Below are 22,049 nucleotides of genomic sequence, written 5' to 3' on the forward strand. Positions count from 1 at the left end.
CCTGTTTCTTTTTTTATTTGGAACGACAGCCCGCGAGATAGGTTCTCAGCACCTGCTCAACCGTTTTCGTCAAGAGCTCAGAAGCTCGGTTCATGGCCTCCTGCAGAGTCATTGGCCCACTCATGATACTAGTGATGCTATGGATTCCGAATTCGTACAGCGTATCTGTCCCTTTGCCGACTGATCCTGCCAGAACGAACACGGGAATACCCCTTTTTTGTGCTTCCTGCGCTACACCCATCGGCGTTTTCCCAGAAGCGGTCTGAAAATCAATCTGTCCTTCTCCGGTGAATACGATGGCAGCATCCTGCATTTTTTCTCCCAGCCCTGTGTACTCGATGACGATATCGATGCCTCGCTTCATCGTGGATGGAAAAAAGGCTTGGAAAGCACCTCCGATTCCACCTGCTGCACCTGCGCCCGGCAAGTCGTGAAGCGAGATCCCTGTTTTCGCCTGCACCAGATCTGCCCACTTGCTTAGAGAGCGATCCAATGCTTCCACGATTTCCGCAGTCGCTCCTTTTTGCGGACCAAAGACGTGAGAGGCTCCATTCGGTCCAATCAAAGGATTCTGTACATCGGATGCAATCAAAATGGTGGACTCAGCGATTCTTGGATCAAAATGCTGATCATCAATTTGCTGAATGCGATGGAGCTCCCCGCCCCCAAAGCCGACCGAATTGCCATCCGCATCAAGCAATCTCATCCCGAGAGCCTGCAGCATACCGATTCCGCCGTCATTCGTAGCACTTCCACCGAGACCTACGATAAACCGTCGGCAGCCATCATCCAGCGCCCGCTTGATTAATTCTCCGGTGCCATATGTAGTGCTGACCAAAGGATTTCTCTCTTCTGGTTTAACCAGAATCAATCCGGAAGCACTGGCCATTTCAATCACACACGTCACCTGGTCTCCTAAAATGCCATAAGCCGCTTTTACTGGCACATGCATCGGCCCGGTCACGTCTACCTCTACTTTCCGTCCCTTAGTGGAGGCAATCAGGCTCTCCATTGTACCTTCTCCACCGTCCGCTACCGGCACCAAAACCGTTTGCGCGTCCGGCATCACCTTTTTTATCCCTGCTTCTATTGCACTAGCTGCTTCGGGTGCGGACAAACTTCCTTTGAATGAGTCGGGCGCGATGACTATCTTCACTCTCTACAACCACTCCTTTGTAAAGCGCTTACATTTCTACCTTTTCATCATTATAGGCTGGCGAAAACTGAAATTCATCGTTCACGTCATACAAAAATACAGCTACAACCGGCTGATTTTTTTGTATATGATAAATAAAAACCTAGAAAAGAGGCATGGTTCCATGCTGACTGAGAAAATCGCACAGGAAATCGTCCGCGAAACCATGAACCGCTTAAACCGCAATATCAATATCATGGACCACACCGGCACCATCATCGCATCCGGCGATCAAGCGCGTGTGAACCAAATTCATGAGGGTGCCTCGGATGTGATTCGAACAAAAATGCCGCTGCTGATTACCAGAGACAATCAGGAGCAGTACAAAGGTGCACGACCAGGCATAAACCTGCCCATTCAATTTCAGGACCAAATCATTGGCGTCATCGGCATTACTGGCCGCCCAGAGGAAATCCTCGAATTCGGCGAGCTGGTCAAAATGATTACAGAGATGATGATCAATCAGTCTTTTCTCGCATCCCAGATCGAATGGAAGCAGCGAATGAAGGAATTCATTTTCGAAGAGCTGGTGAAATCAGGGCCAAACTATGACGCTGTGGAGCAAAGATTAAATCTATTGAATGTAAAATTGAAATCTCCCTTTCAAGTGTCCCTGATTCAAATCAAAGAAAATCCTCTCCCAAATCAGGAGCTGATTCAAAAAATTGAAGAGCTGCTCGACGCACAGCACATGCTGGTAGGCTTTTTCAAAGTAAATCGATTGTTCATTCTTTCCTCGGCTACCCCCGAGCAAGTGCTTAAGCGAAAGCTGGGGAAGGTAGGTGCATTTCTCCAGCATGTGGGCATCCAATTTCATATCGGCTTGGGCGCACCCGTCATAGAACAGCGAAATATTTGGAGATCTCGGGATGAGGCCAAATTAGCCCTGCTGCTCGGAGACAGAAAACAAGGGGTGACTGCTTACGCGGATATTGAAACGCTTGCACTCATTGACCGAATGGACCCGGATGTGAAGCAAAAATATATACAACGCCTTTTTGCCCACCTCACTCCAAAATTTATCGAGACCGCAGAAGCCTTTTTCGCAAACAATCTCAGCATTACCGAAACAGCTAAATCGCTGTTCATCCATCGAAATACCCTCCTCTACCGATTAGCAAGAATCAAGGAGCTGACTGGCTATGACCCGCAGCTATTCAAGGACGCCGTCGCCCTCCAGATTGCCGTTTGGATTCATCAAAATCGGACAAGCACGGAGGAGTGACAAACAAAAAACAGCCAGCTCTCATCCTTACCAAAAAGGAGAGCTGGCTGCTATCTACTTTTATTAACGGAGGCGGTTAACCCAGAATCCGCCTTTTAATTGCTTTGCCTCAAAGGAGATAACAAATGCTTTGGGCGCTATCTCATTAATGAGCTTCCACAGTTTTTTTTCATTCGTCCGTTTGGTCAGTACCTGCATCATCAAGCGGTGTCCGTCGCGGCCTTCCGCAACCCAGGAGGTTACGCCAAAGCCTTGCTCACGCAGCTTCACGGGAACTTCCAGATCAACAGAGTCTACAACCACCTGCAGCGTCACATAACCCAAGGCCAAGTACTCCTCGATCTTACTGCCGATGAAGACACCCATTCCCCAACCGATGCAATACGCGGCAAGATTCACCCAATTGTCCAGGTTATCCAGAACAATTGCCAATCCTTTCAAATAAACAAAAACTTCTACCATAGCCAAAATGGATGCCATCACGCGATAACCTTTGATCACCATTAACAAACGTAATGTAAAAAAGGATACATACAGAATGTTAATTCCGATGATGATCAAAACAAACTCAAAGCCCATTGCTCTCCTACCCCCGCCCGATCCGGGCACTTTGTCATTTTGTCACGTGACTACAATATAAGCGATCCATATGGCAAAAGCCAGATGAAAAACTATGGTATTTAGCTATTTATGAAAATACCGCCTAAAGCCCCAATTGGCACAATTACCCAAGGTGGGGTTTTCCAATAGGCAAGCATCGTAAATAAAATTGCAGCAAGCACAAAATCAGCAGGAACCAGAATCGAGCTGACCCAGATCGGGTCATAAAGCGCCGCTAACAATATCCCCACGACAGCTGCATTCACTCCTGCCAAAGCACCCTGTATGCCACGCTTTTGGCGAAGTGCCTCCCAGAATGGCAGCGTCCCGGCAACCAGTAAAAAGGCAGGCAAAAAGATGGCGATCGTCGCAACTGCCGCCCCTGCCCATCCATTCATAACAGCGCCCAAATAGGCTGTAAACGTAAATAACGGACCTGGTACCGCTTGGGTCGCGCCGTACCCGGCTAGAAACTGTTCCTTTGTTAGCCATCCTGCCGGCAATACTTCCCTTTCTAACAGAGGAAGAACGACATGGCCTCCCCCAAAAACAAGCGAGCCTGCCCTGTAAAAGCTGTCAAACATCGCGAGCCAAGGAATAGAAAGCACTCCTTTCAAAACGGGCAGTGCAACCAGCAGACAAATAAATAACGTCAAACAAAGCACAGCAACTGATCTTTTTATGGGTACGCGAATGGCTTGACCGACGGAAGCCTGCTCACTTCGATAAAAGGACCAACCGAGTAGTCCAGCAAGGACGATGACCACGACCTGCCCAAATGCCGTTTGCCATAATAAAGTAGCGGCAGCAGCCAATACAGCAATCGTTGCCCGCTTTTTGTCAGGAGCCAGCTTTTTGCCCATCTCGATGACGGCATGAGCAACAATCGCAACGGCTACGATTTTTAGTCCGTGAATCCACCCTGCCTGTGCAAGATTTGATCCCTGCATAAACATGGCAAACAACACGAGGACAAGAACAGATGGCAGCGTAAAACCAAGCCAACAAGCGATACCTCCAAGCAAACCACCACGAATGATTCCGATGCCGATCCCTACCTGACTGCTCGCAGGACCCGGAAGGATTTGGCAAACAGCTACCAGCTGAGCAAAGCTTTTCTCATCCAGCCATTTTCTACGCTTGATATATTCATCGTGAAAAAAACCGAGATGAGCGATGGGTCCGCCAAATGAAGTAGCTCCCAGTTTCATAGAAACGATAAATAACTCGAGTATTCTTTTCAGCTTGCTGTTTTCCGTATGTGGCTGTGCCCGCTTCGTATTCATTGGCTGATTACTCTCCCTCCTTCTGCTTTCCGCTACCTCATCCTACAACACCCTCTCTTCTATAGAGGGTACGAAGCTCTTGTAATCAATCGGAGAGGACAAGACAATCAAAATCGTATAATTTCCATACAAATCACAGCTGTTCCCGAATCTTTCCAGCTCCTGCATCGAATCCGTCACTATTTTGAGCAAATAATTATGTTCCCCGCTTATCCTGTGACATTCGATGACCTCTGGACTATTGCGGCAAAACTCTAAAAAAGCAGTGCATTCCTTCGTCCGGAAAAGCATGTATGCTGCCGCTTGCTTACCGATTTTCTCCCGAGAGAGCACAGCCCTATACTCTTGAATAACTCCTTTTTCTTCCAACCGTCGTACGCGTTCCGTTACAGCAGGCTGCGATAAACCGACTGCCTTGCCCAGCTCAGTCATGGAAATTCGTCCATGCTCCTGCAGCTGTAGCAGTATATGCTTATCCACTTGATCCACCATAACCCCTCCTATGATTTCAAAGCCTTTGTGGGAAAATAAATGGATTTTCTTTGTAAGAATACCATAATACCTTTGTTCCCTTATGTAAATGGATTAACTGAATTTATACAATATACTTACGTAAATAAAGTAATTAATTTACGATGAAGAAAGGATGATTCCTTTGTCAGCTTCTCATGCATCCAGCACACAATATACTCAGCTTGGTTTGTTGATTGATGATTTGATCCAGCGTACACTTGCGGACCACCGATTAGTAGGCACAGTCGTTAAAGTAGCTGCAGATGGTGATGTCGTCTATAGTCGAGCTGCTGGACTCGCTGATCGGGAGACAAGCAAGCCGATGACCGAGGATGCCTTATTTCGTTTGGCTTCTGTGTCCAAGCCAATCGTCTCAGTCGCTGCGCTTGTCCTGGTTGCCCAAGGACGAATCGGGTTAGATGACGATATCCATCAATGGCTGCCTGAATTCCGTCCTCATTTACGTAGTGGTGAACCAGCCAAAATCACATTGCGTCAGTTGCTGACACACACGGCTGGACTCAGCTACGGCTTTTTGGAGGCAGATCAGAACGGTCCTTATCACCTGGCAGGTGTGTCGGATGGGATGGATCGTTCTGGTCTTACGTTGGAAGAAAATCTGCGTCGTCTCGCTTCCGTGCCACTGCTCTATGATCCAGGCACGAAATGGGGCTATTCTTTGGCGACAGATGTGCTCGGCGCGCTGATTAGCCGTGTGACGAATGCATCACTCTCCGATGCGGTCCACGACTTGGTTATACGTCCATTGAATTTGACTGATACCTCTTTTGGCGTTCGTGACGGGCAAAGACTGGTCACTCCCTATGTAAATGACGAGCCTCATCCTCGCCGTATGCGCGAAATCGATATTGTTCCTGTTTTTGAAGGCACAGCCGGAATCCGTTTTGAGCCAGCCCGTGCTTTTGATGCAGATGCCTTTGCTTCTGGCGGCTCTGGGATGATTGGTACAGCAGGCGATTTCCTCCACCTGTTGGAGGTACTACGTAGTGGTGGTGCCCCTCTTCTACCTGCTGATCTGGTCCGAGAAATGGGAACGATCCAAACAGGAGAGCTGCCATTGGCAAATTGGCCTGGACGCGGCTTCGGACTTGGCTTTACCGTCCTTCATGACGCTGAAGCAGCCCAAACTCCAGAATCTCCTGGCACCTGGCGATTAGGTGGAGCATATGGTCACTCCTGGTTCGTCGACCCGGCTCGCAAGCTCAGTGTCGTCGCTTTTACCAATACGGCGTATGAGGGGATGGCCGGTTTATTTACAGTAGAGCTATGCGATGAGATTTACAGAGGAATCAAGTGACAGTCACACGTTCATTCAAAAACCCGTTATTTTTCATCGCACTTGGTTTATTTGGTGTATACACGATAGAATTTGGCGTAGTTGGTATTCTCCCAGTGATTATGGAACATTATCAGGTCACAGCATCGATGGCAGGCACGCTGGTCGGCATATTCGCACTGGTTATTGCGGTACTCGGCCCCTTTATGGTACTGCTTCTGTCCAAATATAATCGCAAAAAGGTTTTGATGATCTCCCTATTTATTTTCACTGCAAGCAGTTTACTGTCAGCCTATGCGCCAAGCTTTTCTATTCTTTTAGCCCTTCGGATCATTCCAGCGATGTTTCACCCAGTCTATTTTTCATTGGCTTTTGTCGCTGCCAAATCTCTGTATCCAGAAAACAAGGCTACCCAAGTAGCCGCAAAAGCGTTCGTAGGCACCAGTATGGGAATGGTGCTGGGTGTTCCGATCACGGCGTACATTGCGGTTCAATTTTCCATGGAGGCTGCGTTCCTGTTTTGCGCCATTGTAAACGGAATTGCAGGTCTGGGGATTGCACTTATGCTGCCTGAAAAGGAACAGGCAGAACCAATGTCTTTCCCTAAGCAGTTGAGCATTTTGCGCAAGGTGCCTCTCTGGATTAATATCGGAGCTTCAACGTTCATTTTTGCAGCCATGTTCTCGGTCTACAGCTATTCTGCCGAATACCTGAGCCAAGCATTTGGCCTTGGTGGTGAAGTGATCAGTATCTTGCTCGTCATCTTCGGAATTGGTGGGGTTGCAGGCAATCTGCTGGCGGGGAACCTGATTAGCAGAAACAAGCTCAAAACAACATTCCTTCATCCGCTTGCTCTCGGCATTGCTTATTTTCTTCTTATGTGGGACATCTCCGCCGTGCTCCTGATCGTCGTGATCATGATTTATTGGGGAGCTGCTCATACAAGCGGCCTGATCGTGACCCAAATTTGGCTAACAGATGAAGCTCCTGAAGCTCCAGAATTTGCAACTGCGCTCTACATTTCATTTATCAATCTAGGCGTGACGTTCGGTTCGGGGACAGGTGGTTGGTTCCTATCCATGTTTGGCATACACGGGACCCTGTGGAGTGGCTTTTGCTATCTGGTTGCAGCGCTTGTTTGCATTGGACTGCGCATTCATCTTGTTCGTAGGGAGTATCGGGATAAGACAGTCATGACTGTACGAGGCTAAATCACTCTTTCTTCAGCTCAAAAACCAGTTCATCCTACAAAGTGAGATGAACTGGTTTTTTATATCTAGTTTTCCGAATTATCAGTCTTGGACGAACAAATCAAGCCGCGACTCTCCCGGCTTTCTATTATTCATAAACAAAGCAGCGTGCAATCACGTTCAGTCCGCTATGCTGCTCCGTTAACTCATCGCTCGCTACCTTTTCCTCTGTTTCCGTTAGCGTAATGATTTGTGGGAGTACCAATACATATTGATCCTCCGTCACGGTTTCGAGAAGGATTTGTCCTTCCTTGTCCCATATTAGATTACCTGACAATATTCTGGTCTCCACACGAATCCTCCCCATCTCATCTCTCTTGATTTATATTTACATATGAAGCAAAGACGGGTACCTTTTTACCCGCCTTTACAGTCCAAACAGCTTGCTATTGCTCTTTTTTCAATCTCGCATCCAACACAAAGTTTCCAAAAGGAAGAAGGGATGCAATAAAAGCACCGATCACCCGAATGATTGACCATCTGTTTTTAAGCGTTACATGGGCTAGTGCCAAAATGTAGAGTACAAATAACAGCCCATGAAGGGCACCAACAATTTTCACTGCGGCTGGTACATCGAGAAAATACTTGAGTGGCATAGCGATCCCGAGCAAAACCAAATACGAGATTCCTTCCAGAATGCCAATTACGCGAAAACGTCCAAGCGGGGTATTCATCATGAGGGGTACCATCCTTGAAAGTAATTACCATCATTATAAACGAAAAACTATCGAAATGATAACAATTGTCCAATGTTCATAATTATTTCAAAATCAAATTCCAAACCCCTCTTGGCGTACACGCTCAATCCACCGTTCTTCTGCACGCAGATGCTCGATCGCCCCGATCAGAATTGCCCTCGCTCCAAAGTCCAATGCGTCTTTCGACTGCTCCAAAATCGATTCGAGCAGCTCCGCCACCCGCTGAACCTCCCGAATATTTTCCGCAGCTGCCTCTGCCATTTTTTCTGGGTCGCCGTATGCAGAAAAAGTCAGGGCCGCATAGATCGGATTATGCAGCTGAATCGGGCGACGCATCTCTGCCAGCAACAGCTGCTGAAACTTTTCTCTTCCATTATCCGTGATGCGATAGGTCGTTTTATCCGGGCGATTGGACTCCCGGATAATGTTTGCGACCTCGATCAGATGTGCTTTTGCCAATTGGTCGAAGGCATAGTACAAGGAGCCTTTGGCGTATTTAATATAGCAGTCTATCCCACGCTGTTTAACCACCTGCTGGACTTCATAAGGATGCTTTTCGCACTCCATCAACAGACCAAGAATGAGCAGTTTTATACTCATGGCCGCTTCTCCTCTAGTGCTGCTCAGGGTTCGGCCTGTTTTCTTTTGAGGGAATCAGTACTCGCTCTTTGCCCATCAGCACAATACATACGACCGCAAGTACTGCCGGAACCAGCGCCCATAAAAACGTATGAGCAATAGACGAGGCGAGGATATCCGTAATTTTATCCAGAACAGGAGCAGGAATCGCTGCACGTGTCTCTGGTGTGAGAATCGCACGCGGATCAGTAATCGCTCCGATTCCTGTGTCTTGTCCTGCAAAAGCAGATGACATCCCATGTTCAAACTGGTTACGCTGCAAAATCCCAAAGACCGTAATCCCCAAGGTCATCCCAAGCGAACGGAAAAAGGAACCAGTCGAGCTGGCCGAACCGCGTTGCCGCATGTCAAAGCCGTGAATGGCTGCCATGCCGAGTACAGAGAACGAAAAGCCTACACCAAAACCGGTAATGATCATGTAAAAAGTGACCATCCCCCGGGAAATCTCAGGTGATAATGTACTGAGCAGGAAAATGCCTGGTACGAAAAAGACGGACGAGGTCAGCATAATGTTGCGAAAGCTCGTTTTTGTCGTCAAAAATCCACCCAGCTGGCTGCCAACAACAGAGCCCAGCATCATCGGTGTCAACAGCAATCCGGAATTCGTAGCCGAGCCTCCGAATACACCTTGGATAAAAAGCGGCAAATAGACAGTCGTAATAATAAAAGCAGAGCCGTACAATAGCGCTACCGCATTGGAAGCAGCAAACAGACGTCTTTTAAACATCGTAAACGAGATGATCGGCTCTGGTACTTTGGTCTCCACGATCAGAAAAATGACGAACAGCACAGCAAAGGACACAAACAGTCCAATGATCTGAACCGAATTCCAGGCAAATTGATTGCCACCCAGCTCAAGCGCGAACATCAAGCTGACAACAGCCCCGACGAGTGTAACTGCTCCCCACCAGTCGATGCTTTGCTTGCGATGCTCCAATGACTCTCGGTAATAAACGGAAATGAACCAGAGTGACAGAGCGCCGATTGGCACATTGATGTAAAAAATCCAATGCCAGCCCACATACTCTGTTATGTACGCACCGAGCAACGGTCCAAATACGCTGGATGTACCAAATACAGCTCCGAACAAACCTGTCATCTTTCCTCGCTTTTCAGGCGGGAATACGTCAAAGATGATGGTAAACGCAATCGGCATCAAGGCACCGCCGCCGATCCCTTGAATCGCACGATAAATACTTAGCTCCACGATGCTGTTTGCCGTTCCACAGAGGATGGAGCCGATCAAAAACACAATCAGTCCGAACACATAGAATCGTTTTCTGCCGTACATATCTGAGAGCTTTCCAAAGATCGGCATCCCCGCCATCGTAGCAACCATATAAGCCGAGGTAACCCAAACGAATTTATCCATCCCGCCCATTTCGCCTACAATGGTTCCCATCGCTGTTGCTACGATTGTATTGTCCATCGATGCCATGAGCAGTCCCAGTAATAGCCCCGCCAGGACAAAATTTACTTTGCTTTCTTTAGCAATCAAGCAAGTTCCTCCTATCGTTCCCATGATGATTACTCTAAATATTATATTCAAATTTGACCAAAAGTCTGTAAAAAATTTACTTCCTCGTAAAAAGCCTTCGCTACATTAAAAAACCATCTTCTTTGGCTGAACACGAGGCTCACAAAGAAGATGGCTTCTAACTCTATCTAAATTGCTTAGGTCGTTTTCAGTACATCGTGGTCTACATAGCGCTCGCCATTCAGCTCACTGATGACATTGATCGCTACTTTGGCTCCATCGCCAGCTGTAATGATCGTATGTACGCTTACACCCGCACACGTACCAGCTGCCCAGATACCATCCACGTTTGTTTTGCCTTGCTGATCAACATCCACTACTGTTTTGATGCGCGGCTCTGTACCTTCTTTGGTATTGACGCCAATCGCTTCAGCCAGTGTCACCACAGCACCGGTAGCCAAAATAACATGCTTTGCTTCAAAGGAGCCTTTTTCAGCTGTTTCTACAACGAAACCTTGCTCGGATTTCGTAATATTGTTGACTTGATCGGTGACCAGCTCCGCACCGAATTTTGCCGCTTGCTTCTTGCCTGTTTCAATCAAGTCCGGTCCTGTCACTTCCAGGATGCCGTAATGATTTTCTAACCAAGCGCGTTTCGTCATGCTTTTGTCATTATCAATCAGCAATGTCTTTTTCCCCGACTTCGCTGCAAACAATGCTGCACTTCCCCCTGCTGGACCTGCACCAATAATCACGATATCGAACATAGGTAACTCCCCTTTCCAAAATGTGTTTCACAACATAATTATATACTTAGTTTCGAAAAAGAAAAAGTCCTAAAACATGCGAGTCAACATTTGAAATGCCCGCTTCCCTCCATGTTAGAGGAAAAACGGGCTTCATTTAGTATGTCAAGCAGCCTAGATTTCACACAAGTTTTTATTGCCACCGCGCTCGTAACAAACTTCTCCATTGATGATCGTCATCTCGATAATCGTCGACAACAGCTCGTCGTGCTCGATCTGGAACAGATTTTTCGAAAACACGGTCATATCAGCATACTTCCCTCTACCAAGCGTTCCTTTGACCGCTTCCTCATTCGTTGCCAGAGCGCCACCGTATGTAAAAATGCGCACTGCTTCCTCGATCGTCAAATTCTCGCTCGGGTAGTATCCCTCATGTGTATCTTGTGGGGCGCGACGTGAAACCGCTGCGTGAATGCCCAAGAGTGGCTCCAAAGGTTCTACGGGAGCATCGGAGCCACCAGCGCACATAATACCTGCATCCAGCATGCTTTTCCAAATATAAGCTTGCTTGGCCCGCTCTTCTCCAATCCGCTCCGCAACCCACGGGAAGTCTCCGACGACAAAGCGGGGCTGAATATCCGCCACGATATTTGGACTCTTTAATCGTTCCAGTAAATCTGGGCGAAGCAGGGAAGTATGAATCATCCGGTCCCGGTACGCTACAGTCGGGAATTTGCCCAATGTATCCAGTACATTTTCCAATGCCTGATCGCCAATTGTATGAACAGCGATTGGCATTTTGGCATCGCGAGCTTCCTTAAACAGCTGATACAATGTCTCATCGTCATGAATCTCACTTCCCACATTCCCTGGATCATCCGTATAGGGCGTGGAAAGATACGCCGTACGACCGCCAAAGCTTCCGTCAGCAAATATTTTCACAGCACCGATCTGCAGCTTCTCATTTCCATAACCAGCGTACATCCCGCGCTCAACCAGCCGTTTCACATGCGGGTAATAAATTAACAGGTTACAACGAAGCCCCAGCTTTTCTTCGTTTAATAGCTCGTCATACAGTCGCCAGGTCTGATCCAATCCGCCGAGACCACGCAAATCCTCCGTATGCACGCTGGTAAGTCCACACTGCATCGCTTGCCCAATCGCCTTTTTCAGCGCTTGCTTGAGCTGCTCATAGGTAAGATCAGGAATGTGCCTCTGGACAATATTGGCTGCTGTTTCCAATAGCAAACCAGTCGGCTTTTGCGTGATCGGATCAAGAACAACCGTTCCCCCTGCTGGAATGTCCATATCCGCAGTATAGCCTGCAATCTCCAATGCTTTGCTGTTTACCAAGACGACATGGCCACAAACGCGTGTCAAAAGGACAGGACAATGCGGCGCCACAGCGTCCAGCTCCTCAATCGTCGGCAAACCACCTGCGATGAAACGATTTTCGTCCCAGCCTCTTCCCTGTACCCATTCCGTTGCTAGTGTTTTGTTCGCTCTTTCCTTCACCAATTGAAGCAAGCCATCCTTGGAGGTTATGCTCCCCAGATCCATTGCCATCATTTTGGTTGCGATTGAGGATAAATGAAGGTGGCTGTCTATAAGGCCCGGTGTCACCGTTTTTCCATCCAAATCTCTCACGGATGCCTCTGGTCTTCCCCACTGCAGTAGCATGTCCCGATGGCTCCCCAAATCCACAATCTTGCCATCCTTCACTACGACAGCCTCAACCGTCGGCTGCGACTGATCGAATGTATAAAACCTGCCGTTGGTAAAAATCGTCGTCATAGATATCCCTCCTCTATCATCCTGTAAACGTCATTTTTGCAGCCGCAATATTTGCCTGAGAACGACGACTAATTTGATTAGCAGCCGCTTGTGTCCACTTTCATCTACACGCCCTCCAAACAAGCAGCTCGTGATTACTTTGCGAAACGGCTAATGATTCAGTACTTTTGACAAAAAATCTTTCGCCCGATCTGACTTTGGATCGGTAAAAAACTGTTCCGGCGGGGCGACTTCCACAATCCTGCCAGCTGCCATAAATACGATCTGATCACAAATTTCCCGGGCAAACCCCATCTCATGTGTGACGACTACCATCGTCATTCCACTGGACGCCAATCCTCTGATCGCATCCAGCACTTCCTTGATCATCTCGGGGTCCAGGGCCGAGGTCGGTTCATCGAAAAGCATGACTTTCGGGTCCATGGCGAGGGCCCGCGCGATGGCTACCCGCTGCTGCTGTCCGCCAGAAAGCTGGCCTGGAAACGAGTCGTACTTCTCCCCCAGCCCAAGAGATGTCAGCAGTTTTTTTGCTTTTTCTGTCGCTTCTTCCTTTGACACCTTTTTCACCTGAACAGGGGCTATCGCTACATTTTCAACCGCAGTCAGATGCGGGTACAGATTAAAAGCTTGGAACACAAAGCCGATATCTGACCGCAATTTGTTTATATTCGTCCGTCGATCGTGTACGGACGTCCCATCGACAATGATTTCGCCTGTCTGGATTTTTTCCAGTGCATTCATGCTGCGAATCAGTGTGCTTTTTCCCGCGCCGCTTGGTCCAATCAGGGCATACACATTGGACTCGGGTATTTCCAGATTAATATCTTGCAGGACATTCACACTGCCGTAGCTTTTGTTCACCTGTTTAATTTGGATCACTGCCTGGCCTCCTTGTACCGTTGATTATGCGCCCCCCTATTCGGATACCCGATATCTCCTCTCCAGCGCACTGATGATTTGAGACAGGAAAAAGGTGATACAGAAATACATAATCGCCACAAACGTCCATACCTCTAGCGAGCGAAACGTTGTAGATACCAGGTTTTTGGCGACCAGCGTCAGGTCGACCACTGAGATGACGGATACGAGCGAGGAGTCCTTGATAAGGGTAATAAACTGAGAAGCCATGGGCGGCAATACTTTGCGCATTGCTTGCGGCAGGATGATAAAACGCATCGCCTGCACGTATGTCATCCCGGAGGAACGAGCAGCCTCCATCTGACCTCGTGGTACAGCTTGAATTCCTGCCCGTACGATCTCAGCTATGAAGGCTGCCGAAAACAAGCCCAAACCGAAAACTCCCGCCAAAAAGGGACCCATTTTCAAATACTTGCCGAGGACAAAATAGATCCAGAACAACAAGACGAGCAAGGGAACTCCACGAATAAACTCCACGTAGCTGACTGCCAGAAAAGAAACCACCCGATTTCCAGAGATTCTACACAGCCCAAGCAAAATTCCTACGGGGATACTCACGAGCAGTGCGCATGCGGACAGCTGCAGCGTCAACAATAAACCATCCCATAATAAATGCATATTTTGAGGAATCACATTCCAGGCGCTACCCATGTTCTACCCCCTTCCTTTCATCCGCTCCTATTTAAATCCATGGCGTATTTTTTATTGTTGCTGCACCTGATTGATCCACTCACTTGATTTGAACCATTTATTGACCGAAATCTGATCGTCCAGCCCATTCCGATACGAAGCCAGGAAGGAATTCACCCATTGAATCGTCGCCTGATCATTCAGAGGCAATGCGATACCCAGATTCTCCGTAGACAACACTTCGTACACACCTCGAACCGAGTCGGCATTCATGATTTCAAAAACGCGAACACCGGGCTCATCAAAGACAAGCGCGTCTGCTTGTGCCTGCTTCACTGCCAGCGCAGCGTTGGTAAAGCCATCGAAATCCATGATTGTCGCGTTTTTGAACAGCTGCTTAGCCAGCAGGGCACCAGAGGAGCCCTGTCCTACAGCAATTTTTTTACCAGGCTGGTCCAATTCCTTCCAACCTTGTGTCGTACTATCTTTTTTCGGAACCATGAGGACTTGTCCCGATGAGTAGTATGGATCGGAAAAGCTGACGGCGAGCGCTCGATCCCCGCGAATCGTCATACCGGAGATGACCATGTCGATATCACCAGTTTGCAGAGCAGGAATCAGACCGCCAAAATCGCTGTAATCCTTGAATTCGACTTCTACCTTCAGGGCATCTGCCATTGCTTTTCCCAAATCCATGTCATACCCGACGAACTTTCCTTCCTTGTCCTTCATTTCAAACGGAAAATAACCGCTAGAAGTACCGATCACAAGCTTTTTCTTATCCACGACTTTTTGGATCGTGGACGGACCACTCACTCCCGTCGCTGCCTCCTGAGAACATCCCGTTACGATGACCAGCAGCAGCACCAACCACATAAACGTCCATTTCTTCATCTCTTTACCCCCTAGTCGATTTTCAACGATCTGTTTTGCCGCTTACGCATAAAAAAACGTGATAGCAATAAAAAAGCGTGCCCCTCCTTAACTAGGGTGGTACTGATTTATATAAGCCAACGATTGCTGGGTTATATACCAAGAGGAGTCTAGTCCATACGATAAAAAACAGGAAGTTTGTCGCGCGGTAGCTGATCGTAGTTGCGGGGGCAGGATTTCACAGCTTTGTGGGTGAGAAAATGATGCAGGATGAAAAACAGTTTTGAAAGGCGCACATATTTACTTGATATTTTATTTCCAGTGTAATAAATAGGCAAGATAATTATTCTGAATATAAAGAATATTTATATTATTGTTCACTCCCTATTATCAAAACAAATAAGGAGAGGGTTATCTGTCTTTCAAAAAGCCCCCTCTCTTTTACCTATAGTTCTATCCAATATCTTCTGACTACGTTGCCATCTTCTTCCGTATAATCGGATTCCAGCACTCCGCCATTTTTTAGTATCGTTTTTTCCGATGCCGTATTCCAGCTGTCACAGACCACCAATACCTTTTCCAGTCCCAACTCTCTCGTTATTTCTAAGGACTTGGCCAGAATCGCAGTGGCATAGCCCTTTTGTCTCTCTGACGGTCTGATCCCGTAACCGATGTGCCCTCCTACGCGAAGCAAGCGGTCATTTAATCGATGGCGAATGTTGACCGCTCCCACGATCCGTCCATCCTCTCGCCTCAGCCAGTACGTAGTATGAGGCACAAAATCTGCTGGAAGAATATTTTCGTCCACTTCACTCTCCAGAAAATGCAGATAGGCTGCAAAATCGTAAGGCTCCTTGTCCACCACCCAGGGCACGATTGGTTCTTTGCTATTTTTCCATTCCTCATAAAAAGAAACATATTCGTCGTAGTATTCTTGGGATGGCTTCACCAATTGAAGCTGCTTCTCCATACTCTCACTCCCCTTTTGCATGGTCTTTTGTAAATTCCGTACATCTTACCACGCGATCGAAGCGCCAACAAGCAAGAACAGCAAAAAACCTCTCGGGATTTCCCCAAGAGGTTTTGAACTTCTTTTAGTATTTGTTAAAGGTCATGATCCAAATGGAACCAAGAACGATTGTCAAAACAATCACAAGTCCCAGGATCAATGTCTGTACGTTGTAACGCGGCTTTTCTCCCTCGCGGATATGCATGAAGAAGAACAGCTGAATCACGAATTGCAAGATGGCCATCACCATGATGGTAATCAGCGTAGCTGTTTTACTCATCATCTGATTCATGACTAGCACCAATGGAATAATGGTGAGCACAATCGACAGGATGAAACCAATCACGTACGACTTCAACGAACCATGATTGTGATGATCTCCATGATTTTCATGTTGCGTCATCTTACATCACCCCCATCAGATAGACGACTGTGAAGAGGAAGATCCACACTACGTCCAGGAAGTGCCAGTACAAGCTCAGGTTGGTTACTTTGCGGCGAGTAACAGGTGTGATTCCGCGGCGTTTCAGCTGAATCATCAATGCTACCATCCAGAACAGACCAACGGATACGTGCAATCCGTGCGTACCAACCAGCGTGAAGAAGGCGGACCAGAAACCACTAGTGGCCATGGTTGCTCCTTCATGCATCAAATGCGTAAACTCGTTAATCTCCAGCACTACGAAGGACAGACCGAGGACGGCAGTTACAGCCAGCCACGCGATCAATTCTTTCACTTTGCCTTTGTTCATTGCCAAGACAGCCAAACCACTCGTAAAGCTACTTGTCAGCAAGATAAAGGTGGAAGCGATAATCCCAGGAAGCTCAAACAATTCTTTACCAGTCGGCCCACCAGCGAAGCTATGCATCATTACTGCATAGGTGGCAAACAGCGAACCGAACAGAATGCAGTCCGTTACAACGAAGATCCAAAAACCAAGAACCTTTAGTTGTTCGTGCTCTTCATGACCATGATCATGATCGTGTCCGTGACCATGGTCGTGATGCTTAGCCATCTGTTGCATTACAATACCCTCCCCAGTGAAGCCTCGGTGCGTCGCACTTCATCCACCGGTACATAATAATCCGTATCATATTGGAAGGAACGTACCCACATGCACGCAAACACTCCAATGAATCCAATTACTGCGATCCAAACCCATCCGAACGTGAAACCAAATCCAACCATGAACCAGAACAGAGACATGATAAACGGTATGCCCGAGTTTTTCGGCATGTGGATTGGCTCCAGATGCACAGGCTCTTCTTTATACGTACCATTTGCTTTCGCTTGTTTCGTTGCCCACCAGTCGTCAGAGTCTTTCACCGTTGGCACGACAGCGAAGTTATAGAACGGAGCTGGCGATGGAATCGACCATTCCAGCGTGCGTCCATTCCATGGGTCGCCTGTTTTATCGCGTTCCCCATGCTTGATGCTGTAAGCGATTTGCCATACTTGGAAAATGAAACCGATCCCCATCATGAAAGCACCGACGGTAGAAACCAGGTTCATATCAGCCCAACCGCGATCCCAGCCGTACGTATAGTAACGGCGAGTCATACCCATGAAGCCGAGTGCGTATTGTGGCATGAAGCATACATAGAAACCGATATTCCAGAACCAGAAGCCCCATTGGCCCAATTTCTCATCGAGCTTGAAGCCGAACAGTTTTGGCCACCAGTAGTAAATACCTGCCAGGTAACCGAACACTACCCCACCGATCAATACTTGGTGGAAGTGGGCAATCAGGAAGTAACTATTGTGATACTGATAGTCTGCCGGTGCTACCGCCAACATAACACCTGTTGCTCCACCTACGAGGAAACAAGGGATAAAAGCGATAGTCCACAGCATTGGTTGTTTAAAGGATATCCGACCGCGGAACATCGTAAACAACCAGTTAAATACCTTAACCCCGGTCGGAACTGCAATGACCATCGTCGATATCGCAAAGAACGCAATAACACTTGCACTAGTACCCATGGTGAAGAAATGGTGAGCCCATGTAAAGAAGGATGCAACGGCAATCGCCATTAATGCCCAAACCATGGATTTGTAACCGAAAATCTTTTTACGCGAAAAGGTTGCTACAACCTCAGAGAAGATACCAAATGCTGGTACAACAACGATATATACCTCAGGGTGACCCCACATCCAGATGAGGTTCAAATACATCATCGGATTTCCGCCGCCGTCCATTGTAAAGAAGTGGGCGCCTGCAAAACGGTCAAGGAACAACAGTGCGATTGTTACAGTCAAGATCGGGAAAGCAAAGATGATCATGATGCTGGAAGACAATACAGACCAGCTGAACAATGGCATTTGAGACAATTTCATGCCAGGAGCACGCATTTTCAGGATGGTTACGATGAAGTTAATCCCCGTAGCCAAACTACCGATACCAGAAATCTGAATACCCCAGATCCAGAAGTTTTGTCCTGGTCCCGGACTGAAATCATTTTGTGACAACGGTGGATAAGACAACCAACCAGCTTCTGGTGAACCACCGATTACGAACGAAAGGTTGAACAGCATCGCACCGAGCATGAACAACCAGAAGCTGAGTGCGTTCAGGAATGGATACGCTACGTCACGCGCACCTAATTGAAGCGGAACTACCATGTTGAACAAACCGAACATCATCGGCATCGCCATGAACAAAATCATGATCGTACCGTGAGTCGTAAAGATCGCATTGTAGTGCTCCGAATGTAAAAACTCCATATTCGGGAATGCCAGCTGTAATCGCATCAGCAGGGCGTCGACCCCACCGCGGAATAGCATCAAGAGTGATGCGATCAAGTACATGATACCGATACGTTTATGGTCAACCGTAGTCAGCCATTCGCGCCACAGCCAACCCCATTTTTTATACTTGGTCAGTACAAACACGATTGCTATCATGGTAAGGGCAATCGAAACGTCCGCACCGTAAATTAGCGGGTCACCAGTTACAAAGAACGTGGATGCAAATTCCTTAATGTTCTCCCACACTTGGTATTCCTCCTCCCTCTCTAATGCTTCATACCGGAGTGATCCATACCCGGCATACTACTCATATCAGACATTTGATGTGTAGCTTGTGAACTATCCGTAGACTTCGCACCAGTCTCGGCAGGTTCTTTTTTCATCACATGATCCATATCATGACCATGGCTGTATCGAGCAAGAATTTCTTCAAACAAGCCTTCTGGGAAAGCGGAGTACAGCTTCTTCTCAGTCAATCCAGGCTTTTTCAATTCATTGTAGTCTTCTTTAGACATGGCTGGAGTCGTACCTTTTACTTCATCCACCCATTTATTGAATTCATCTTGTGGTTTGGCAACCACCTTGAACTGCATATGAGCAAAGTCTTTTCCAGAGAAGTTAGAGCTAAAGCCTTGGAACTCACCTGGCTCATCTGCTTGCAAATACAGCTCAGTAGCCATTCCCGCCATCGCGTAAATTTGACCACCCAGCTCTGGTACCCAGAAAGAGTTCATCGGAGCTTCTGCAGACACTTGGAAGTGAATCGGTACTCCAGCAGGTATCTCTAGGTAGTTAACTGTCGCGATGTTTTGATCCGGATAAGTAAACATCCATTTCCAATCCAATGCCGTAACTTGAATGGTTATTGGTGCCACTTCTTTATTAGGAGATTCCTTTAAGACATAAACATCTCGAACGGTAAAGTAACCCAGGATCGCAATAATAACCACCGGGATTCCCCACCAAATCACTTCAAGCGCCGTGTTATGAGCCCATTCCGGCTTGTACGGTGCTTTATTGCCAGGCGTATCCCTATAGCGATATACGATAAAGGCAGTAAGCGCAAGAACCGGAATGATGATGACCGCGCACAAAATCGTAGAAATAATGATGAGATTGTACTGTGTCTCGGCTACCGGTCCTTTCGGATTCAAGACAAGATATTCACTACCACATCCCGAAAGCAGGACGGTTGCTAGCGCTGCCAAGATCCAAAACTGGATTTGCCTCAGCATTTTTCCTCCACTCATTCTCCTAATCCCTCCTCTTTCACAAGCAGAAAGCATGTAACTCTTTTACGTTTTTTTCAATGTAGGTGAACACATCTCCTAATCGCATCTACATACTATCAGAGAGTGGCCTCTTTTGTACTTGTTTTTTTGCACGTTCAATATTTCGTAGTATTTCTGTGACAAAGTGTTCACATGGCAGTCACGAGTTGATCATAATATTGTTACGAATCTCCTCTATTTCACATCGCCATCCATAATTGGCCGACATGCCCAATTCCAAAAATTCAGGAAGCGCTTTCACTATGAATAAAAAACATGGCCTACGTCATCACGGGAAAAAGCACATTCCGACTACTGTGAGGGACTTTTCTGCAACACAAAAAAACCTCGAAGAAAGCGTCCTTTGAAAGGCTCTATCCTCCGAGGTGTACCCTGTTTCTTCTATATATAATTGGAACGCTTTCATCCTCTCGACTCACAGGAAGCCTGAAAGCATTAACTGTACAACAAAAAACCTCTCATTCGCGTACACAATGAGAGGTCTGCTTATGGTTTTGTATTCATCGTCTTACACTTGTTGCTTGCGGATGTTCATCAGACGGAAAACTGTGCTCAACAGGAAGATGTTCATACCTGCGATCAGGAATCCAATCGAAACCATCAATGTGAAATTCTCGGATCTGAAATCGCTTACACTGAATGCCATTAACAATGCACCGATGATTGTTGTCGTCCAAGCCATCCATCTGAGCATATCTGCGGCTTTTTTCTCGTTATTCATATATCATGACCCCCGTCATCTAAGATTTTCGTTTCATCCGATAGATGTATTGTAACACAAAATTCATTTGTTGGTCACGTTTTGTTCAAATTTTTATTGAAAAATTGTCAAAAGTTTTTGCGTAAACCTATTGGAATAGCTGTTGTTACAATTTTCCTTTGTGTCTCAAATGTGAAAATGTCAAAATTACTTTGTTCAAAAACTGTTTCTCGTCACAAATCTCCATAGCAAAAAAAGACCTCCTGCCATTAGACATACATGCTTAGGGCATGTCCAATAGCAATGGCCTTTATCCTATTGCCTGATGAGTTACAGTATTTCTGGCTCGTCCTGACGAATTTTATCTTCTCTTGCTTTATCAGCCTTGCGCTTGAGGTAATTTCCAACAGCAATGACAATCAGAGCTAAGGCTACTGGCAAAATAATATGTAGCGCTGGCAGTATTTCTTCCAGGAATGCTCCTACAACCTTGTCGCCCACAATCATTTCACCCGCTGTATATCCAAGCAAAGCTGCACCCAGAAGGACGATAATAGGAAAACGGTTCATCAGCTTCATTAACAGCTGGCTTCCCCAAATAATCAGTGGGATACTGATCGCAAGTCCGATAATCACCAACAGCAGATTTCCATTGGCCGCACCTGCAACGGCAATCACATTGTCTAGACTCATAATCAGGTCAGCAAAAATAATCGTTTTCAAGGCTTCCATCATATTGGAACCACCGCCAATATGACTATCCTCATCCTCGCCCTTCAGCAGCTTGATCGCAATCCAGATGAGCAAAAGTCCTCCTACGACCTGTACAAAAGGGATTTTTAGCAGCCAGATAGCGATCACTGTGAGAATCACCCGTAACCCAATCGCCCCAAAGCTTCCCCAAAACACAGCTTTCTTTTGCAGCTCTGGACTGAGATTTCGACAGGCGAGCGCAATCACGATCGCATTATCTCCACTTAAGACCAAATTAACAATAATAATTTGCAATAAACTAAGGAAAAAATCTGCCATGATAATAGCTCCTTTCTTTAAAAATGAACTTGTAGTGTCAATAATAGACCTTTATTTTTCATTCCGCATTACTAATTTCCGTTTATTTTTCAATTTCTTTAGAAAATCCAGGAGTATAAAGAAAAA

Annotated in this window: 23 protein-coding genes; 3 read left to right on the plus strand and 20 right to left on the minus strand. The window is 46.9% G+C overall.

Annotated elements, in window-relative coordinates:
- Positions 1-13: 13 nt before the first annotated feature.
- On the minus strand, positions 14-1,156 hold the full coding sequence (locus SB752_RS25545) for a glycerate kinase (RefSeq protein WP_410718304.1): 1,143 nt from the start codon (positions 1,154-1,156) through the stop codon (positions 14-16).
- Positions 1,157-1,319: 163 nt separating this feature from the next.
- Between SB752_RS25545 and SB752_RS25550 the strand changes: the two genes are divergently transcribed.
- Positions 1,320-2,420 (plus strand): CdaR family transcriptional regulator, encoded by a 1,101-nt coding sequence (locus tag SB752_RS25550; protein WP_410718305.1) that lies wholly within the window; start codon positions 1,320-1,322, stop codon positions 2,418-2,420.
- 63 nt (positions 2,421-2,483) lie between these two features.
- On the opposite strand, the gene SB752_RS25555 is transcribed toward SB752_RS25550, so the two are convergent.
- The 3 genes from SB752_RS25555 to SB752_RS25565 form a co-directional block, all read right to left on the minus strand.
- Positions 2,484-2,999 (minus strand): DUF2179 domain-containing protein, encoded by a 516-nt coding sequence (locus SB752_RS25555; RefSeq protein WP_212964143.1) that lies wholly within the window; start codon positions 2,997-2,999, stop codon positions 2,484-2,486.
- Between the two features lie 101 nt (positions 3,000-3,100).
- Complete coding sequence (locus tag SB752_RS25560) at positions 3,101-4,306, minus strand: chromate transporter (protein ID WP_410718306.1); 1,206 nt, start codon at positions 4,304-4,306, stop codon at positions 3,101-3,103.
- A gap of 42 nt (positions 4,307-4,348) precedes the next feature.
- A complete protein-coding gene (locus SB752_RS25565) occupies positions 4,349-4,795 on the minus strand; it encodes an Lrp/AsnC family transcriptional regulator (protein WP_410718307.1) in 447 nt (148 codons plus the stop codon).
- Between the two features lie 166 nt (positions 4,796-4,961).
- Here SB752_RS25565 and SB752_RS25570 point away from each other — a divergent pair, with 166 nt between their 5' ends.
- Positions 4,962-6,137 (plus strand): serine hydrolase domain-containing protein, encoded by a 1,176-nt coding sequence (locus SB752_RS25570; RefSeq protein WP_410718308.1) that lies wholly within the window; start codon positions 4,962-4,964, stop codon positions 6,135-6,137.
- Positions 6,134-7,327 carry an MFS transporter gene (locus tag SB752_RS25575; RefSeq protein WP_410718309.1) on the plus strand — a complete coding sequence of 398 codons (1,194 nt, stop codon included), beginning with the start codon at positions 6,134-6,136 and terminating at the stop codon, positions 7,325-7,327. Before SB752_RS25570 ends, SB752_RS25575 begins: the two co-directional genes overlap by 4 nt.
- A 127-nt stretch (positions 7,328-7,454) precedes the next feature.
- Here SB752_RS25575 and SB752_RS25580 read toward each other — a convergent pair whose 3' ends face one another.
- The 16 genes from SB752_RS25580 to SB752_RS25655 all read right to left on the minus strand — a co-directional run bounded on the left by SB752_RS25580 (position 7,455) and on the right by SB752_RS25655 (position 21,923).
- Positions 7,455-7,658 (minus strand): hypothetical protein, encoded by a 204-nt coding sequence (locus tag SB752_RS25580; RefSeq protein ID WP_410718310.1) that lies wholly within the window; start codon positions 7,656-7,658, stop codon positions 7,455-7,457.
- 94 nt (positions 7,659-7,752) lie between these two features.
- On the minus strand, positions 7,753-8,043 hold the full coding sequence (locus SB752_RS25585; protein WP_103106796.1) for a DUF3817 domain-containing protein: 291 nt from the start codon (positions 8,041-8,043) through the stop codon (positions 7,753-7,755).
- A gap of 93 nt (positions 8,044-8,136) precedes the next feature.
- Positions 8,137-8,664, minus strand: a complete 528-nt coding sequence (locus tag SB752_RS25590) for a helix-turn-helix transcriptional regulator (RefSeq protein ID WP_410718311.1) — start codon at positions 8,662-8,664, stop codon at positions 8,137-8,139.
- A 13-nt stretch (positions 8,665-8,677) separates the two neighbouring features.
- Positions 8,678-10,201 carry an MDR family MFS transporter gene (locus tag SB752_RS25595; protein ID WP_410718312.1) on the minus strand — a complete coding sequence of 508 codons (1,524 nt, stop codon included), beginning with the start codon at positions 10,199-10,201 and terminating at the stop codon, positions 8,678-8,680.
- A gap of 176 nt (positions 10,202-10,377) precedes the next feature.
- Positions 10,378-10,947 carry an FAD-dependent oxidoreductase gene (locus SB752_RS25600; RefSeq protein ID WP_410718313.1) on the minus strand — a complete coding sequence of 190 codons (570 nt, stop codon included), beginning with the start codon at positions 10,945-10,947 and terminating at the stop codon, positions 10,378-10,380.
- A 153-nt stretch (positions 10,948-11,100) separates the two neighbouring features.
- Positions 11,101-12,720: an amidohydrolase gene (locus SB752_RS25605; RefSeq protein WP_410718314.1), complete on the minus strand. Its 1,620-nt coding sequence runs from the start codon at positions 12,718-12,720 to the stop codon at positions 11,101-11,103.
- 150 nt (positions 12,721-12,870) lie between these two features.
- Entirely contained in the window at positions 12,871-13,599 is a 729-nt protein-coding gene (locus tag SB752_RS25610) for an amino acid ABC transporter ATP-binding protein (protein ID WP_410718315.1), read from the minus strand.
- Between the two features lie 36 nt (positions 13,600-13,635).
- Positions 13,636-14,289, minus strand: a complete 654-nt coding sequence (locus SB752_RS25615; RefSeq protein WP_103106787.1) for an amino acid ABC transporter permease — start codon at positions 14,287-14,289, stop codon at positions 13,636-13,638.
- A 51-nt stretch (positions 14,290-14,340) separates the two neighbouring features.
- Positions 14,341-15,162, minus strand: coding sequence for a transporter substrate-binding domain-containing protein (locus SB752_RS25620; protein WP_410718316.1), 822 nt, complete (start codon positions 15,160-15,162; stop codon positions 14,341-14,343).
- Positions 15,163-15,586: 424 nt separating this feature from the next.
- Entirely contained in the window at positions 15,587-16,111 is a 525-nt protein-coding gene (locus SB752_RS25625; RefSeq protein ID WP_410718317.1) for a GNAT family N-acetyltransferase, read from the minus strand.
- Between the two features lie 124 nt (positions 16,112-16,235).
- Positions 16,236-16,553: a cytochrome o ubiquinol oxidase subunit IV gene (gene cyoD, locus SB752_RS25630; RefSeq protein WP_049737207.1), complete on the minus strand. Its 318-nt coding sequence runs from the start codon at positions 16,551-16,553 to the stop codon at positions 16,236-16,238.
- Between the two features lies 1 nt (position 16,554).
- Entirely contained in the window at positions 16,555-17,166 is a 612-nt protein-coding gene (cyoC, locus tag SB752_RS25635) for a cytochrome o ubiquinol oxidase subunit III (protein WP_410718365.1), read from the minus strand.
- An 8-nt stretch (positions 17,167-17,174) separates the two neighbouring features.
- Positions 17,175-19,145, minus strand: a complete 1,971-nt coding sequence (locus SB752_RS25640; protein ID WP_410718318.1) for a cbb3-type cytochrome c oxidase subunit I — start codon at positions 19,143-19,145, stop codon at positions 17,175-17,177.
- A 20-nt stretch (positions 19,146-19,165) separates the two neighbouring features.
- A complete protein-coding gene (locus SB752_RS25645; protein ID WP_410718319.1) occupies positions 19,166-20,149 on the minus strand; it encodes a ubiquinol oxidase subunit II in 984 nt (327 codons plus the stop codon).
- 550 nt (positions 20,150-20,699) lie between these two features.
- On the minus strand, positions 20,700-20,912 hold the full coding sequence (locus SB752_RS25650) for a hypothetical protein (RefSeq protein WP_103110878.1): 213 nt from the start codon (positions 20,910-20,912) through the stop codon (positions 20,700-20,702).
- 309 nt (positions 20,913-21,221) lie between these two features.
- Positions 21,222-21,923, minus strand: a complete 702-nt coding sequence (locus SB752_RS25655) for a TerC family protein (protein ID WP_410718320.1) — start codon at positions 21,921-21,923, stop codon at positions 21,222-21,224.
- Between the last annotated feature and the right edge of the window lie 126 nt (positions 21,924-22,049).

Origin of the sequence: Brevibacillus sp. SIMBA_040 (assembly GCF_046535075.1) — a bacterium.
Lineage (GTDB): Bacteria > Bacillota > Bacilli > Brevibacillales > Brevibacillaceae > Brevibacillus.

Excerpts from the sequence above, each read along its gene's own strand:
- SB752_RS25550 (WP_410718305.1), top strand. The coding sequence starts at position 1,320 with ATGCTGACTGAGAAAATCGCACAGGAAATCGTCCGCGAAACCATGAAC.
- SB752_RS25555 (WP_212964143.1), bottom strand. The coding sequence starts at position 2,999 with ATGGGCTTTGAGTTTGTTTTGATCATCATCGGAATTAACATTCTGTAT.
- SB752_RS25560 (WP_410718306.1), bottom strand. The coding sequence starts at position 4,306 with ATGAATACGAAGCGGGCACAGCCACATACGGAAAACAGCAAGCTGAAA.
- SB752_RS25585 (WP_103106796.1), bottom strand. The coding sequence starts at position 8,043 with ATGATGAATACCCCGCTTGGACGTTTTCGCGTAATTGGCATTCTGGAA.
- SB752_RS25590 (WP_410718311.1), bottom strand. The coding sequence starts at position 8,664 with ATGAGTATAAAACTGCTCATTCTTGGTCTGTTGATGGAGTGCGAAAAG.
- SB752_RS25600 (WP_410718313.1), bottom strand. The coding sequence starts at position 10,947 with ATGTTCGATATCGTGATTATTGGTGCAGGTCCAGCAGGGGGAAGTGCA.
- SB752_RS25605 (WP_410718314.1), bottom strand. The coding sequence starts at position 12,720 with ATGACGACGATTTTTACCAACGGCAGGTTTTATACATTCGATCAGTCG.
- SB752_RS25615 (WP_103106787.1), bottom strand. The coding sequence starts at position 14,289 with ATGGGTAGCGCCTGGAATGTGATTCCTCAAAATATGCATTTATTATGG.
- SB752_RS25620 (WP_410718316.1), bottom strand. The coding sequence starts at position 15,162 with ATGAAGAAATGGACGTTTATGTGGTTGGTGCTGCTGCTGGTCATCGTA.
- SB752_RS25625 (WP_410718317.1), bottom strand. The coding sequence starts at position 16,111 with ATGGAGAAGCAGCTTCAATTGGTGAAGCCATCCCAAGAATACTACGAC.
- cyoD (WP_049737207.1), bottom strand. The coding sequence starts at position 16,553 with ATGACGCAACATGAAAATCATGGAGATCATCACAATCATGGTTCGTTG.
- cyoC (WP_410718365.1), bottom strand. The coding sequence starts at position 17,166 with ATGGCTAAGCATCACGACCATGGTCACGGACACGATCATGATCATGGT.
- SB752_RS25645 (WP_410718319.1), bottom strand. The coding sequence starts at position 20,149 with ATGAGTGGAGGAAAAATGCTGAGGCAAATCCAGTTTTGGATCTTGGCA.
- SB752_RS25650 (WP_103110878.1), bottom strand. The coding sequence starts at position 20,912 with ATGAATAACGAGAAAAAAGCCGCAGATATGCTCAGATGGATGGCTTGG.
- SB752_RS25655 (WP_410718320.1), bottom strand. The coding sequence starts at position 21,923 with ATGGCAGATTTTTTCCTTAGTTTATTGCAAATTATTATTGTTAATTTG.